The following is a 16426-nucleotide window of genomic DNA, read 5'->3' on the forward strand; positions in this document are numbered from 1 at the left end:
TTTTTAATAAACAAAAATGACCGGAGATTAAAAATGAGCTCAAAAAAATTTAATTCATTTAATAATTCAAGAAGGGATTTTATTAAGCAGATTTCAATCGGTGCCGGTGCATTATCTTTGGGATTTACCTCTCCAATTTTTAAGAATAAATATTTTGCAGAAAATAATAATGGTAAAATGGGTATTGCCCTTGTGGGACTTGGAAACTACAGCCAAAATCATTTAGCTCCCGCTCTTCAAGAAACTAAAGAATGTTACCTTGCGGGCATAGTCACCGGAACTCCTTCCAAAATTGAGGAATCGTCGAGGAAATATAATATTCGTAAAGAAAATATATATAATTATGAAAATTTTGATAACATAATTAATAATGATGAAATTAAAATTGTTTACGTAGTTCTGCCAAATTCAATGCATGCCGAGTTTACAATTCGTGCCGCAAAAGCAGGAAAACATGTTATCTGCGAAAAACCAATGGCTATGAACGTAAATGAATGTCAATCTATGATAGACGCCTGCAAGAAAAATAATGTTGGTTTATCTATAGGTTACAGAATGCAGTTTGAACAGCATACAATTGAAATTATTCGTATGGCAAGAGAAAAGGAATTTGGAAATTTGGTTACAATAAATGCCGGAGCGGGATTTTATATGGGAAACGCAAATGCGTGGAGAGCTAAAAAAGCTTTGGGCGGCGGCGCGATGGAAGATATTGGTATTTACGCTTTGCAGGCGGCAAGGTATGTTACAGGAGAAGAACCTGTTTCTATTACGGCACAAAGTTATAATTCGAGACCAAATGAATTTACCGAAATAGATGAAACTGTTACCTTTCAACTTTTATTTCCAAGTGGCGTAATCGCAAATTGCATGGGTAGTTTCGGTTTGGGAATTTCCAATCTTTATGTTCAAGCCCAAAAAGGCTGGTTCGGATTAAATCCTTTTTCATCTTATAACGGAATAAAAGGAATAAGTTCAAAGGGACCAATTCAATATCAGGAAAAAAATCAGCAAGCTGTTCAAATGGATGAGATGGCGGTTTCGTTTAGAGATAAGAAACCATTAAGAGTAACTGGAGAAGAAGGTTTAAAAGATGTAAGAATAATAAACGCAGCCTTAGAATCAATTAGAACAAATTCCAAAATTGTATTCTAGTTTATAAGAAATCAAAATTATTTTTGTTTAGTTAATGATCTTTTTTCAACACCGTCAAATGTCATTTTGATTGGAATGATCTTCCCGTTTTCATCGAAATACATTCTATCAATACAAACTTCTCTATGGTTTCCGTTTTCTACTCCTAAAGGTCTTCTATGATAAACAATATACCATTCATCTGTATCGGGCAATTTAAAACATGAATGATGTCCGGCTCCTCTTGCAATATTTAAATCCTGCTGCAGAATTTTTCCAATTCTTTTAAAGGGACCGACGGGTGAATCCCCAATTGCATAGGCAACGCTGTAATCGGGACCTGTCCATCCGCCTTCAGACCACATAAAATAATATTTCCCATTTTTCTTAAAAAGAAATGAACCTTCCACATAGTTTTCCGGAGTAATTTCTTTAAATGTTTCACCATTTTCAAAGGGAATTATTTCATTTAATTCATTGTTGAGTTTAACAACATTGCAATGTTTCCATCCGCCGTAATACATATAAATAGTATTGTCTTCGTCTTTAAATACAAACTGATCGATAGGTTGAGCGCCATTATGAAATTTATTAATTAAAGGCTTTCCCAATAAGTCGTTATACGGTCCTTCAGGCTTATCACTTACTGCCACACCTATCCCGCCAATTTGATCATCATTTTGAATGTCATTAGCGCCAAAGAAAAGATAATATTTATTGTTGTAAAAAAATATTGAAGGCGCCCAAACCGCATAAGCCGCCCATTTAACATTTGTAATATCCAAAACACGCGGATGTTCTTCCCAGGTTAAAAGATCTTCGGATGAAAATGCGTCAAGAAATGTTTGTTTAAGATACTGAGGATTAATTGTGTTTTTGCGTAATTCAATTTGTTCACGCGTAAAATTTAATATGCTGTTCTCTTTATCTTCTTCCCCGGAGTAAGTCGGAAAAATCCAAAATTTATTATTAAAGATTTCAGCTTCAGGATCCGCATACCAGCCTTTGATAATTGGATTGCCAGAAAAATTATTTTTAATTTCAATGGATTTCTTATCTTGAGCTAAAATAGAAATTTGTAATAAAATTATAATTGCGAAAGAGATTGTTTTTTTCATAATTATTAAAAAAATTAAGTGAGATGATTAACTTTTGCAGCTCTAAAAATTTAAACAAATCGTATAAAAATTATTCAATGAACAAGTCGGCAATTTTTTCAGCATAGTTTTTTGCTTCTAAATCTCTAATATTCATAAGTACAATTATTGTTAAATCATCAGATGGAATTTTCATATAGATATTTGAAAATCCGCAAGTGCTGCCTGTGTGATAAATTCTTTTATAATTTTTATACGGATCCAATCTCCAGCCGAATCCATAATCAAATTCTTCACCTTTTGCATTTTTCCCTTTTTCAAAAGATTTGATAAACTTATCCTTAGGTAAAAGTGTTGGGTTTTCAACTTCTTTATTCCATTTGAGTAAATCTATTGCCGAACAGTAAATTCCACCGTCACCAAGTACTGCGCTAGTAGAACTTTGATCTGAAAATTCATAGTTATTATTTACCTTTACGTATCCATAAGCTCTGTTCGGAACCTCGGAAATTCCATTTTCAAAAGCAACGGAATTAAACATTTGCAACGGCTCGAAAATCCTTTCTCTTACAAAACCAGCAAATGATTTCCCGGAAAGTTTTTCAATAATCATTGCTAAAACCGCGTAACCTGAATTTGAATATCTATGCTCATTGCCTGGTTCAAAATATGTGGAATCTTGATCCATTAAAATTCTCAAAACATCTTTATCCAATACTTGACTCGAATCTTCATTTACAAAATCTTCATAATCTAAAAATCCGGATGTATGCTGAAGAATATTTCTAACTTCTATCTTATTACCGTACGCGGGAAATTGAGGAAAAAATTTTGTAAGTGAATCATCAAGCGAAATTTTACCTTCATTTTCCAAAAGAAGTATGGATAATGCGGTAAACTGTTTTGTAATAGACGCCAATCTGAAATTTGTTTTTGGTTCAATTTTTATTTGGTTTTCAAGATCTGCGTAGCCAATTCCCTTTTGGTATATTAACTTATCTTTTATCAGCACTGTAACAGAAGCGCCTGGCACAATACCATTTTGAAATTCTTCAAATATTTGATCTATTTTGTTTTCCATATTGTTTTGTGAATATGCGGTTAAGTTAAAAATTATTATCAAAAGTAATATTTTTATTTTCATTGTACTTACATTCAGTTTGTTTTATTTAGCAATATAAGTAAATATTTGCGCAAGAATAAAACAAGTCTGTTTCTATATTTAAATATTTTTATTGTAATGTAAGTTTCATTCCATCGGAAGTATATCTTTCGCCTTTTACAAGTTCTGAAAGTTTATTCAGTTCATTTAATTCATCTTTGCCAATTTCAATATTAACGGCTTCTATGTTTTCCAATAGATATTTTTCTCGCTTTGTTCCCGGAATTGGAATTACATCTTCACCTTGTGCCAAAACCCATGCTAAAGCCAATTGAGAGGGTTTCACATTTTTGCTTTCTGCTATTTCTTCAATTTTATTTATAACTTTTACATTTGCTTTGAAGTTCTCTTGGCTCATTCTGGGAAGAAAATTTCTAAAATCATTTTTACTGTTAAAATCTAATTTACCCGTTAAAATTCCTCTTCCAAGCGGACTGTAGGCAACCGTCGTAATATTTAATTCGCGGCACTCAGCTAAATTCGCATCTTCAATGTCTCTGGTCCATATAGAATATTCTGATTGAACCGCAGTTATTGGGTGAACTTTATTTGCTCTTTTAATTGTACTGCCTTTTACTTCTGAAAGTCCCAGAAATTTAACTTTTCCTTCTTTTACCAATTCTGACATCGCGCCAACTGTTTCCTCAATCGGAACTTGTGGATCGACTCTATGCAAATAATAAAGATCAATAACATCAATTCCAAGTCTTTTTAAACTTGCTTCGCATGCTTGCTTAACATATTCGGGTCTTCCGCTTACACCCAATCTTTCACCATTTTCTCCGCGCAATATTCCAAATTTTGTTGCAAGTACAATTTTATCAAATTTACCTTTCAATGCTTTCCCAAGTAGAATTTCGTTGTGTCCAGAACCATACATATCGGCGGTATCAAAAAAATTAACTCCTATTTCAATTGCTTTATGTATTGTTGAAATTGACTGGACTTCGTCTGTCGGACCGTAGAATTCCGACATTCCCATCGCGCCTAAACCAATCGGAAAAACTTCCAATCCGCTTTTACCTAATTTTCTAGTTTTCATTACTTCTCCTTTAAAATTTATATGCCTTAAAAATCTTTCCTTACAAAAATATTAAAATATCCAAAATCTTTGGCTTGTTAAACAATCCATTCAATATTTCTCAAAATTTAATTAAACAAGCGGATTATATAAATATCTAACTTTTTATTTTGCAAACTATTTTTCTTATTAAAGAATGTTTTTTGAAAGACGCATATTTTTAATTAATTATTATTGAAATGACAATGCTAAGTTAAAATCCAAATAATTATAAATAGTTTATAAATTTTCTTCAATCGATAATCTTGAAATTATTATTCAAAAATATCAATCGACTAAATATATTCTAAAATTACTCATTCATAAAGTTCCGATAAGATTTTGTATCTTTACAAATAAAGAATTAAAAAATATATGGAATTAACAAAATCATTAGTAGCTTTTTTTCAGTCATCAATTTCACCTCTTGTTTTAATTTCCGGTGTTGGACTTATATTACTTTCACTCACAAACAGATTGGCAAGAACAATTGATAGATCGCGCGGATTAGTTGCGGATATTGAAAAGTCAAACTTAACACAAAAAGAAATTGATAACAAAAAAGTTCAATTAAAAATTTTGGTAAAACGCAGTTATATATTAAAATATTCAATTGGATCAATATCATTCAGCATTTTAAGCAGCAGTTTAATTATTCCTGTTTTACTTATTATGAATTTATTTCAAATAAATTTGGAAGCCTTAGGGATTACATTTTTTATACTAAGTATTTCAGGAATAATAACATCGGCATTGTTTTTATTTGCCGACGTAAATTTAACGTTAAAAGCGCTTGAATATGAAGTTGCGGATCATATAAAATAAAGGAAATACTTATGCACTTTGTTGTTATTGCAAATGACTATAAAGATGAAAATGCTTTGCAAAGAAGATTGGCTGTTCGTGAACAGCATTTGAAATATGCCGATGAAATGTTCAAAGCGGGAAAATGGCTTTTTGCATCCGCATTGCTTGATGAAAATGAAAAAATGAGTGGCTCAGTAATTTTTTGTGATTATGAAAATGAAGATGATTTAAGAAAAAATTGGCTTGATAATGAAATTTATGTAACCGGAAAAGTTTGGGAAGAAATAACTGTAAAAAAAGCAAAAATTGCTCCGCACAGCTTTAAAAAATAATTTTATATTTTAACAATATTCGGATATCTTATCGAATAAGAAATTTAAACATTAGTTATCAAAAATACGAAAGGAGATATACAAATGGGTAAACATCACGCAAAAGCAAAATGGGAAGGTACTTTAAAGGACGGATACGGAAATATGAATTTTACCGGATATGACGGACCTTTTAATTTTCGCTCAAGATTCGAAGACGGACCGGAAACTAGTCCTGAAGAATTAGTAGGCGCCGCAAATGCAGGCTGTTTCTCTATGTTTTTATCGGCATTGATTTCAAAAAAGGAATTAACGCCAACTAAAATTGAAACAAAAGCTACTGTTGAGTTGGGACAAGACAACGGACCAAAAATAACCTCAATTTTATTGGAATGTGAAGCTGTTGTTCCCGGTTTAAGCGAAGAAGATTTTCAAGCTTTGGCAAAAGAAGCTAAAGAGAAATGTCCAATTTCAAGATTGTTCACAGGAACTGATATTACTCTTAATGCAAAATTAGTTTCTTAAAGTTATTTTACACTAATAAATAGTTTTTGAAATGCCGGAATTAATCCGGCATTTTTTATTTTTAGATAATTGAGATTGCTTTAAAAAAATTTAATTTTATAGTATAATTTTTTTAAAGTATGTCAGAAAACTCCAATTCAACTCAAAGAAAATATTACCTTGATTGGCTTCGCGTTATTGCCTTCTATATTTTGATTTTTTATCACGTTGGAATGATTTTCGTTCCTTGGACCTTTCATATCAAAAATAATATTACATTAGAATGGTTTGAAACATGGATGGCTTTTTTAAATCAATGGCGACTTCCATTATTGTTTATGATTTCGGGAATGGTAATTTATTATTCGTTTGGAAAAAGAAGTGCCGCCGGAATTTTAGCGGAAAGATCAAAACGGCTGTTAATACCCTTGATATTCGGAATGCTTGTAATTGTTCCGCCGCAAATTTATTATGAACGAATTTCTAATGGTATTCATTTTAATAATTACTTTGAATTTTGGAAAACCGTTTTCGATTTTGTGCCTTATCCGGAAGGCGGCAGTTTAAGCTGGCATCACTTGTGGTATATTCTTTACATTTTTGTTTATTCAATAATTGGGCTGCCGTTATTTTTGTTTTTAAAAAGCAGTAAATCAGATAAATTAAAGACAAAAGTAAATTATCTACTCGGCAAAAAACCGAGCTTAATTTATTCTGCAATTTTGCCACTGCTTATATTTTACTATTCATTAGCACCAATATTTCCTACTACGCACGCGCTAATAAATGATTGGTACAATCACAGCGTATCGTTTACCTTTTTCATTTTGGGTTTTTGTATCTCGGCTTTTACAGGAATTTGGGACGCTATTGTAGAAAAAAGAAAACATTCATTTAATATTGCTCTAATTCCCGGATTGTTTTTAATACTTTTTGTTTGGGGACCAACATTCGAAATTATGAACGAGGATACAATTTTCTTTGAAATATTTTACGGATTATTAAAATGGGTTTTTACTGTAAGCTGGCTTTTTACGATTTTAGGCTACAGTAAATTTTTGCTTAATAATTCAAGTAAACTGCTATCTTATGCAAATGAATCGGTTTACCCGCTTTACATTTTACATCAAACAATTATGATAATTTTTGGTTACTATATAATTAATTTTGATTGGAATGTTTACTTAAAATTTGGTGTGATTGTTATAATAACATTCGGCGGAAGTATTCTTTTTTACGAATTATTCATTAAAAGATTTAATATTATGCGATTATTATTTGGAATGAAATCCAAAGTTCAAGAATAAATTTTAAATATAATATTGATTAAATAAAAAATATCATAACTAATTCTTCGCCGTTCGTCTTATATCTTCATTTTCCAATACATTTTTTGCATATCCGTTTATTGTAACATTTATCATTGAGTTTGCAAGTTCATCCAGACTAATTACATATTTAGGAAATAAGCTTTCAAATATTGAATAAAACGGTGTAAGGAATTTATATATCTTATAAGTATTTTTCATTCCTTTAATCGGTTGAATATATCCCGGTCTGTACATAAAAGCATTTTTAAATCCTAATTTCAATAAATCATTTTCCGTTTTTCCTTTTACTCTTGCCCACATTAATTTTCCCTTTTCAGAACTGTCAGTTCCGCTGCCAGAAACATATGTTAAAATCATTTCATCATTAAGTAATGTTTTCGCAAAATTTAAAGTTAAATCATATGTTAATTTTATGTATTCTTCCTCATTTTTTCCGACAGATGAAACTCCGGCACAAAAGTAACATGCGTTATATCCGGCGAACTGTTCTTTAATTTCGGAGAGATTCATAAAATCTTTATGAATTATTTCTTTCAATTTTGGATGAACAACTCCGCATGGTTTTCTGTTAATCACCAAAACCGACTCGACATTTTCATTATTTAAACAAACGTGTAAAACGCCTTCGCCAACCATTCCGGTTGAACCTGTTATAATTGCTTTTATTTTCATGTTAAATTTCTATATTAGTTTTAATTTGAATGCGACTTAAATTAAAATAATTATTTTTTTTATCATTTACTTATAATGATGCTTTACAAAACATTTTTTGAAATTTCTTTTCATTCAATCATTTCAAAGTACACAATTCGCAATACTTATCTATATTTGTTTTTTTATTTGGAAAAATTAATTGCCGGTCAGCATAAAAAATATTTGGAAACCTTTAGTTTCGGTTGTCTTTTGGGGCGCGTCTTTCGTAGCTACAAAAAGTTTGTTGGATTCACTAACTCCATTGAACATAATTTATCTTCGTTTAATTTTCGGCATACTAACCGCTTTAACAATTGCGTTAATACGTAAAAGAAATTTTTCTTTGGAAAGAAAGGATATAAAAGGAATTTTAATTTTATCCGTAATATCTACAACTCATTTATGGATTCAAGTAACGGGTATGCAATTTACATCGGCTTCAAATACGGGCTGGATCATTGGAATTGTTCCCGTTATTATGGCAATAATGGGGTTTGTTTTCTATAAAGAAAAAATGAATTACATTCAATTAACCGGCGCGGCAATCGCATTTATAGGTTTAATTTCATTAATAAGCAGAGGAAATTTAAGTTCACTAAATTTTATTTCTAATTTCGGAGATTTATTGGTTTTAGGCAGCGCTTTTACATGGAGCGTTTATTCTTTCTGGGGCAGAAAGGTTACGCTGAATTATCCGCCGTCATTAACAATTCTTTATCTGTTCGCCGCAATGCTAATTTTACTAACACCATTTTCAATTTCAAATGATTTTATCAACAAACTTCCAAATTTAAATTTTACCGATTGGAGTGCAATAATATTTTTGGGAGTATTCTGTTCCGGAATTGCTTATGTTCTTTGGGCTGAAGCAATGAAAGAAATGCCGGCAAACAGAGTCGGCGCATTTCTTTATTTAGAGCCTTTTGTTACAGTTTTTGCCGCTTGGTTATTATTGAACGAAGAAATTACTTTATTAACTATTTTAAGCGGAGTGGTTATTATTTTCGGCGTGGCATTGGTAAATAGAAAATAAAATATTCTATAACCGTTAGTTGATCAAAAGATCTGCTTTAATGGCTAAATGATCAGAAATACTTTTGTTGTTTTCGGTTTTAACATCCAAAACTCCAATAGAATTTACTTTTACTTTCTTTAATTCAAAATCACCTATTTTATCATAAGAAAAAATATAATCGTAGCGTCTGGTTCTATTTCCAAATGTGTATTCTTCATTTTTGCCGTGAAATTCTTTGTGCAGATCTCTTGGATATTTTAAAGCTTTGATCATACTTTCAAACCTGTCTTCCGAATAAGCGTTGCTGTTAAAATCTCCGGCAAGTATCACGGTTAAATTAACATTTGATGAAACGATTTTTTCTGAAATTATTTTTAATACAGCTTTTTCTATAAAATTTCCTATTTGCTCAAGCTGAAAAAGTTTGTGTTCCAAAGTTCCTGCCGCTTGAACATGAGCCGTAAAAAGAAATATTTTGTTTTTTTCGTCAATGTTAAACAAACTTCCGGCAACCGATTTATTTGCGAGAAAATCATTTGTACCCGATATTTCTTTTTCCAATATTGTGAAAATTACTCCTTCGGAATTATTTATATCGCGCCCAAAATCAATTTTTGACAAATCCATTTTTTGATATCTGCTCATCATAAACAATCCCGCATCTTGAAAAATAAATTCAGGAAATGAGTTATAGTCAATGCGGGCAATCGCGTTGCAAAATATATTTTTATCTGTTTTTTCAAGAATCTTTTCTCTTGTGCTTTCGTCAAACAATTCTTGGAAAACAATAAAATCAATTTTACCGTTATTTATAGTTTTCATAAGCGCGTCAATTTCCGGTTCTTCTTTTTCGTAAATTGCTTTTATATTATAAGTCATAATCCCTATTTCGTTTTTAGAATTCCCGTTATTCGAACTTAAAATTACAAAATCAACTGAATTGCAAGCACTAATGAGAATCACAACAATTATTATTTGAATTAGTTCGGCGCCAAAACAATGTATTTGTTTGATCATTTTTTATAATCATCTTTCTTTAATTATAGTTAAGCTTTGCTGATTTTCGATTAAATCAAGAAATTCTTTTTCAATTTTTTGAATTGCTTTCAAAAATCTGAAAAATAATCATAAGTTTATTTCTAAAATTATTAATAAAAAAGGTTTTTTTGAATGGTATGAATTTTGAACAATGCGTTGAAAATTCGAGGAAGGATAATGAAAATAAAAACAATATTTCTGTTTATAATTTTAATTTCCAATTTAAGTTTCGCGCAATATTGGCAAGAACGAACAACCGAACATAATTTCGAAAGCTCTTCGTTATTTTTTACCAGTCATTTTTTAAATCCCTATGGAATGAAAGACATCAAACAGCTTTCGGTAAATTTGATAGATGATCCGTTTCTAAACGCTTATTTAAATCCAGCAATTTTACCGAATATAGAAAACGGCTCCACAAAAATTTATTTGGATTTCAGAGGCGACAGAACCGAAGAATCAATTGTAAGCAACTACGTTGTTCCAATGTATTATGAATCCGCATCTTATTCAAGGGTTCAGTATCCCGATTACAGATATATTACAACTACAAGAGGGGAACCGGAACCGATTGTATCACTTGGAATTATTACATATCCAATAGAATCCTTAAAAAATAAATTTTATGTGGGCGGGACTTTTCAATATATAAAAAGCAAAGACGATTTTTATTCAACCCAATTCAGTATATACAGCAGTAATTATTATTATGATTCTTTTGGAGCTGCGGTTAAAAATACACAAGAAAACGCTATGCCGATAATCGATAGATATTCCGGAAGCGATGAAATGATTTTCACAGGAAAACTTTTAACATTATTTACCGGAATTAATTTGATGGATAATTTAAACGCCGGAATTTTTTTCAATACTATCGCTTATGATAGAAACGGTTCTTATTTATATGACTATAAAGACGATTACGGCAATTTGGATAATTATATCAGTGAAAGTAAAGATTTAAAATCCCGCGAACAAAATTATTCACATACTGACGCGGCTTTAGGTCTGCAGTATAGTTTTGAAGATTTTACGGTTGGAATTAAAGGCGGTTATTTAAGCGGTGATGTTGATCAGCTGCACAATAATGAAAGTAAATACATTTATCAATATCAAACTCCTAATGTAAGTGAAAATTGGAGCAGCAGTTATTCTATTTCATCTACTTTGCAAAATTGGAATCAAAACGGAAATACAAAATATATTGGTCTTAACTTTTCCAAAAATTATGAAAGTCATAAAATAAAAGGATATTATAAATATTCAAAAAGTAGCGTCAATTCAAATACAACTTCCGCGATATTCGATACATCAAATTATTCAAGCAGATGGGTAAATACTTATAATTCTATTCAAGAAATTTATCTGTATAACTCAACTTCATTTACCAAAGATAATCGAACCGGAAGCGCGGTTAGAGATAATTATGTTCATGAATTTATGGCAAACATAGATTGGAATTTAACCGACTATATTAAATTTCTTTCGGGAATTTATATTAGTAATTCAAAATCAACAGTTACAACTACCGAAAACGCGGTTTCTGACAGAGCAAGTTACTACAGCAGTCAAAATTCAAATTATAATTATCAAAACAATTATGAAGAAAATGCTGATAAACAGTTAACGTGGAACTATGAAAACAAATATTTTACTTTTCAAATTCCCATAATTTTTAATTTTCAATTCGGTGATAAATTTGGTTTAATGCTTGGTTTGGCAAGAGTATTTAAAGATTGGGAAATAACAAGCGTTACAGACGTTTATTTTAGAAATAGAGAAGTTAATGATAACGGAACTGTTAAAAACGCGCAAAACTTCATTGAAAGATATACTTCGCCAAAAGATACTTATACTGAAGATGATACAAATTTCTTTACAAAATTCAATGTCGCGATTACAAAACAAATGAAAGTCGGCTTATTGTTGGATCCTGAATTTGATAGTACATTAAGAGTCGCACAATGGTGGTTAAGCTTTGACGCGGAATTATAATAAGGAGCGATGATGATAAAAATGAAATCATTAAAAATTATTTTGGGATTCTTGTTCTTACCTTTAATTCTAATTTCTTGTGATTCCGTTGAACCAAAAGATTCCAAAACTTTGGATAAATACGGAAGCGATACTGATTACGTAATTTATTCGGTGGTTTTAGATTCGGTTAAATTACTTGATAAAAAATTAGTATTAATGGATTCAACACAATTTGAAAGCACTGTAAGTTTTAATAATAATTACTATAAAACCAACCTTCCCGAAGCTGAAGATGAAACTTTCAATAATTATATTTCTCGAAATCAAACAAATGTAAAATTGGAAAAAATTGAAGGAGTAAATTCTGTTTATTATAGTGAAGTTGAAAATCCTTTTCAAAACGGAACTATTGTTTCTTTATCAAAAGTAGGATATAATGAAAATAAAACTCAAGCAATTTTAACAATCGGAATTACTTACGCTCCGCTTGCCGGATACGGCTCTTTATTTTTGCTAAAATTTGAAAATGGTAAATGGAAAGTCGTTGGTTCAATTATGACTTGGATTTCCTGATCATTATTCTTGATAATAATTTTATGAAAACATTTACACATAAGTTTTTAATAGTTGCACAGATATTATTCTTAATTTCTTGTTCTAAAAGCAACTTAACCGATAATGAAGAAAAAGTTAATTTCAAATCTTATCAGGTTGCCGGATGCAATCATTCGGCATCTTTGGAAAAAACAACTTTTGCCGATTCTTGTTTTGATTATTCTTTCAATGATACGTTAAAAATTGATTTCTGCATTTTTGGAAATTGCTGTCCGGATTCAAATAGATTTGCTGTTGATTATAATTTAAATTCGGACACAATTTCCGTTTCGGTTGTTGATACAGCGGCAAATTTGTGTAACTGTTTGTGCAATTATAAAATTCATTTGGAGTTAACGGGACTTTTAAATAATAAATACATTTTCAGCTGCAAATACGACAGCATTATGAATTACAATGAATTATTGGAAAAATAAAATTCATGTCAATTTATAATCCCATTATTTTATCTGTTTTCAATTTTTAGAAAATGAATTAACTTTCATTTGATTCTTCTAAAAAATGCGCAATGAAATTATCAAAATTCAATAAATCATATTACAGATATAAAATAATATTAACTTTTTCCATTGTTACGTTTTTATTAATAATTGTTCTTTCTCAAATAAGTTATAGTTTTATAAAAAGTTTATATACGACTCAAATTTCCGAAAATCTGAAAAATAATCTTGTACTTACATTTGAACAGATCGATAAAATTCAGCTTGATATACTGCAGTCGGAAATTACCACCAATTCAACAGTAAAATATTTTTCCGATTTGTTTAATAGAAATTATTTCAAAAAAATCTTTTCCGAAATTTTTATTTTCGATAAGGAACTGAAAATCGCCGTTCATTCAAATAAAAATTATCTTGTAGGAAAAGTTGAATCTCGATTATTATTGAACGAAGTTGAAATAAATACTTTAAAACAGAACCAAACTTTTATAACTCTGCCTTTTCAAGGCAATGATAACAATTGGTATTTATGGGGATTTTACAGATTATCTGATAATCATTGGCTTGCGGTTAAAGATAATGTAAATAATTTCGCGAAGCTCGAAGAACTTTCAAACATTTTTCTTTATTTCGGAATATTCGGAATTATAATTTCAATTTTATTGGGATTTTGGGTTTCCAAATCCTTGACGGATCCAATTCACAAATTAGTTTATTTCAGTTCAGAAATCGGAAAGGAAAATTACAGTTCAAATATTCCCGAAAACTTAAAAGGCGAGCTTAAAATTTTATCCGACGCGTTAGTAAAAATGCGCGATAATATTAAAGATAATCAAAATGAAAAAGAAAAAATTCTTGCTCAAATCGCGCACGAAATCAGAAATCCTTTGGGAGGAATTGAACTGCTTGCGAATTTAATTAATGAATCGCCGACAAATGAACATAAAAACCAAGAATACACGACAAGAATAATTGGAGAAATAAATAATCTAAAAAAATTAATTACATCGTATTTAAATTTCAGCAGACCGACTCCTGCAAATTTTGAACTAATTAGCATTAACGAATTAGTAAATGAATCATTAGAAATTCTTAAATACGAATTAGACAAAAAAAACATTACAGTAAATTATATAAATGAATATGATACAATCAATTTCGACCGGCATCATTTTAGAAACATTTTATTAAATTTAATTAAAAACAGTATTGAATCAATTGCACAAAACGGTGAAATAAATATTTATTCAACTTGCGCCGATAACAAAGTAAGTATTAAAATAGAAGACAACGGTTCGGGAATTGAAGAAAAAGATTTACCAAAACTTTTTGAACCGTTCTTTACAACAAAATCAAATGGAACAGGTTTGGGTTTGGCGACTTGTAAAAAATATTGCTTAGAAAACAAAGCTGAAATTTCAGTTGAAATAAAAAATAAGAGAACCACTTTCACAATTATAAAGAATATTCAATGAACAATATTTTAGTTGTTGAAGATAACGATACAATGCGTTTAGGAATTTTGGAAAGTTTAAATCGACAAAATTATAATGTTTTTCCTTTTTCAAACGGACCAGAAGCTTTAAAATTTTTAGAATTGAATTCTGTCGATCTCGCTATTCTTGATTTAAAAATGGAGCCAATTTCGGGTTTGGAATTGCTTTCAATTATTAAAAAAGATCATAAAAATATTGATGTGTTATTAATTTCCGCATACGGAAATGTTCAAACCGCGGTTGAAGCAATTAAAAACGGCGCTTCGGATTTTTTAACAAAACCGTTTTCACCCGATGAATTAAGAATAAGAGTTAAGAAAATTTTATCCGAAAAACAAAAAGAAGAGAAACTTCATAATCTTCTTGAACAAAACGAATATTTGCAAAGCGAATTATTAGCGCAGCAAAATGAACTGATTGGAAATTCCCCGGCTTTTTCCGGCATTTTAAAACTTGTCGATCAAATTGCGGCAAAGGAAAGTCCTATTTTATTAAGCGGTGAAAGCGGAACGGGAAAAGAACTTATTGCAAAATTAATACATAAGAAAAGTTTAAGAGCTGACAAAGTTTTTATAAAAGTGAATTGCGCAGCGTTAAATGAAAACTTGCTCGAAAGCGAGCTTTTCGGTCATGAAAAAGGTTCGTTTACCGGCGCCATAAAATCGAAAAAGGGAAGATTTGAATTGGCAAATAACGGCACGCTGTTTTTAGATGAAATCGGCGAAATTTCTCCGGCAATGCAGGTAAAACTTCTTCGCGTAATTCAAGAAGGTGAATTTGAAAGAGTTGGCGGCGAAGTTACATTACATACAAACGTTAGAATAATTAGCGCGACTAATAAAGATCTTCAGCGGCAAATGATTGAAAACAAATTTAGAGAAGATCTGTTTTACCGTTTGAACGTAATTCCAATTCATCTGCCTTCTTTACGTGAAAGAAAATCCGATATAAAAATTTTAACCGAATATTTCTTGCAGAAGTCGGCATTGAAAAATCATCAAGCAAAAAAAACAATTACCGAAATAGGACTGAATTTATTGGAGAGTTATTCTTTTCCGGGAAATATTAGAGAGTTGGAAAATTTAATTGAACGGCTTTCTGTGGTTTCGGAATCTCAGATCATTGATGATAAGTTGATATCGTATCATATAAACCCCAAACCGCAAATGACAAATATTTATTCAAATTTACCTTTGGATGAAGCATTGTTCAATTTTGAAAAAAACTTAATTATGCAGGCTTTAAAAGATACTAACGGAAAAAGACACAAAGCCGCGCAATTATTGGGAATAAATACTAGCACGCTTTATTATAAATTAGAAAAATTTGATCTGCTGGATTTAAATGAAAATTAGTATAACAAAAATATTATTTTTGATAATATCATTGGGCTTTATAAAAATAAACGCACAGTCAAAATTAGAAAATGATTTTTACAAATCACTTAATTCATTGAACGTAAAGGATCACCAAATCGATTCGCTTAAAACTGTTCTTTCACAAAAGATTAATCAATTAAATAAGGAAAAAACAAAAGCGCCTTCAAATAAAAGTGTTATTGAAAAATTACTTGCGGGAACATCTAACATTACAAATAATATTGAAAGATTGGAAAACGAAAAAGTAAATTTGGAAAATCAAATTGCGAATCGTAAAAAAGAGCTAGGAAATTATTATTCGTTACAAATTGATTCGTTGAAGAAAAGCAGCGCTGATAAAAACTTTTTAAAATTCTTGAGCTAAGCG

The 16426-nt window shown here is 30.5% G+C and carries 17 protein-coding genes; 12 read left to right on the forward strand and 5 right to left on the reverse strand.

All coding sequences use genetic code 11. From position 1 onward, the window contains the following. The first annotated feature begins 33 nt into the window (after positions 1 to 33). The gene (locus IPK06_12920; protein MBK7980873.1) at positions 34 to 1155 is read left to right on the forward strand and encodes a Gfo/Idh/MocA family oxidoreductase; all 1122 of its coding nucleotides are present in this window, start codon (positions 34 to 36) and stop codon (positions 1153 to 1155) included. 17 nt (positions 1156 to 1172) lie between these two features. On the opposite strand, the gene IPK06_12925 is transcribed toward IPK06_12920, so the two are convergent. The 3 genes from IPK06_12925 to IPK06_12935 all read right to left on the reverse strand — a co-directional run bounded on the left by IPK06_12925 (position 1173) and on the right by IPK06_12935 (position 4435). Continuing rightward, complete coding sequence (locus tag IPK06_12925) at positions 1173 to 2252, reverse strand: family 43 glycosylhydrolase (GenBank protein ID MBK7980874.1); 1080 nt, start codon at positions 2250 to 2252, stop codon at positions 1173 to 1175. A gap of 70 nt (positions 2253 to 2322) precedes the next feature. Further along, positions 2323 to 3375 (reverse strand): beta-lactamase family protein, encoded by a 1053-nt coding sequence (locus tag IPK06_12930; protein MBK7980875.1) that lies wholly within the window; start codon positions 3373 to 3375, stop codon positions 2323 to 2325. Between the two features lie 88 nt (positions 3376 to 3463). Next, positions 3464 to 4435: an aldo/keto reductase gene (locus tag IPK06_12935; protein ID MBK7980876.1), complete on the reverse strand. Its 972-nt coding sequence runs from the start codon at positions 4433 to 4435 to the stop codon at positions 3464 to 3466. Positions 4436 to 4828: 393 nt separating this feature from the next. Here IPK06_12935 and IPK06_12940 point away from each other — a divergent pair, with 393 nt between their 5' ends. The 4 genes from IPK06_12940 to IPK06_12955 all read left to right on the forward strand — a co-directional run bounded on the left by IPK06_12940 (position 4829) and on the right by IPK06_12955 (position 7382). Then, positions 4829 to 5278, forward strand: a complete 450-nt coding sequence (locus IPK06_12940; GenBank protein ID MBK7980877.1) for a DUF2721 domain-containing protein — start codon at positions 4829 to 4831, stop codon at positions 5276 to 5278. A gap of 11 nt (positions 5279 to 5289) precedes the next feature. Beyond that, entirely contained in the window at positions 5290 to 5592 is a 303-nt protein-coding gene (locus tag IPK06_12945) for a hypothetical protein (GenBank protein MBK7980878.1), read from the forward strand. Positions 5593 to 5676: 84 nt separating this feature from the next. Further along, on the forward strand, positions 5677 to 6096 hold the full coding sequence (locus IPK06_12950; protein MBK7980879.1) for an OsmC family peroxiredoxin: 420 nt from the start codon (positions 5677 to 5679) through the stop codon (positions 6094 to 6096). Positions 6097 to 6215: 119 nt separating this feature from the next. Beyond that, entirely contained in the window at positions 6216 to 7382 is a 1167-nt protein-coding gene (locus IPK06_12955; protein ID MBK7980880.1) for an acyltransferase family protein, read from the forward strand. A gap of 39 nt (positions 7383 to 7421) precedes the next feature. Here the strand turns inward: IPK06_12955 and IPK06_12960 are convergent, their stop codons facing one another. Next, positions 7422 to 8078: an NAD-dependent epimerase/dehydratase family protein gene (locus IPK06_12960; GenBank protein MBK7980881.1), complete on the reverse strand. Its 657-nt coding sequence runs from the start codon at positions 8076 to 8078 to the stop codon at positions 7422 to 7424. Positions 8079 to 8271: 193 nt separating this feature from the next. On the opposite strand from IPK06_12960, the gene IPK06_12965 reads away from it, so the two are divergent. Then, positions 8272 to 9132, forward strand: a complete 861-nt coding sequence (locus tag IPK06_12965) for a DMT family transporter (GenBank protein ID MBK7980882.1) — start codon at positions 8272 to 8274, stop codon at positions 9130 to 9132. A gap of 15 nt (positions 9133 to 9147) precedes the next feature. Here IPK06_12965 and IPK06_12970 read toward each other — a convergent pair whose 3' ends face one another. Beyond that, complete coding sequence (locus tag IPK06_12970) at positions 9148 to 10131, reverse strand: hypothetical protein (protein ID MBK7980883.1); 984 nt, start codon at positions 10129 to 10131, stop codon at positions 9148 to 9150. Positions 10132 to 10329: 198 nt separating this feature from the next. Between IPK06_12970 and IPK06_12975 the strand changes: the two genes are divergently transcribed. From IPK06_12975 to IPK06_13000, 6 genes are all read left to right on the forward strand, one after another. Then, entirely contained in the window at positions 10330 to 12147 is a 1818-nt protein-coding gene (locus IPK06_12975) for a hypothetical protein (GenBank protein MBK7980884.1), read from the forward strand. 21 nt (positions 12148 to 12168) lie between these two features. Beyond that, positions 12169 to 12702 carry a hypothetical protein gene (locus tag IPK06_12980; protein ID MBK7980885.1) on the forward strand — a complete coding sequence of 178 codons (534 nt, stop codon included), beginning with the start codon at positions 12169 to 12171 and terminating at the stop codon, positions 12700 to 12702. A gap of 23 nt (positions 12703 to 12725) precedes the next feature. Next, positions 12726 to 13160 (forward strand): hypothetical protein, encoded by a 435-nt coding sequence (locus IPK06_12985; GenBank protein MBK7980886.1) that lies wholly within the window; start codon positions 12726 to 12728, stop codon positions 13158 to 13160. Positions 13161 to 13252: 92 nt separating this feature from the next. Beyond that, a complete protein-coding gene (locus IPK06_12990) occupies positions 13253 to 14659 on the forward strand; it encodes a HAMP domain-containing histidine kinase (protein MBK7980887.1) in 1407 nt (468 codons plus the stop codon). Beyond that, on the forward strand, positions 14656 to 16035 hold the full coding sequence (locus IPK06_12995) for a sigma-54-dependent Fis family transcriptional regulator (protein ID MBK7980888.1): 1380 nt from the start codon (positions 14656 to 14658) through the stop codon (positions 16033 to 16035). The genes IPK06_12990 and IPK06_12995 overlap by 4 nt, the downstream gene beginning before the upstream one ends. Beyond that, positions 16025 to 16423 (forward strand): hypothetical protein, encoded by a 399-nt coding sequence (locus IPK06_13000; GenBank protein MBK7980889.1) that lies wholly within the window; start codon positions 16025 to 16027, stop codon positions 16421 to 16423. The genes IPK06_12995 and IPK06_13000 overlap by 11 nt, the downstream gene beginning before the upstream one ends. Positions 16424 to 16426: the final 3 nt, after the last annotated feature.

The organism is Ignavibacteriota bacterium (genome assembly GCA_016713565.1).
Classification (GTDB): Bacteria; Bacteroidota; Ignavibacteria; order Ignavibacteriales; family Melioribacteraceae.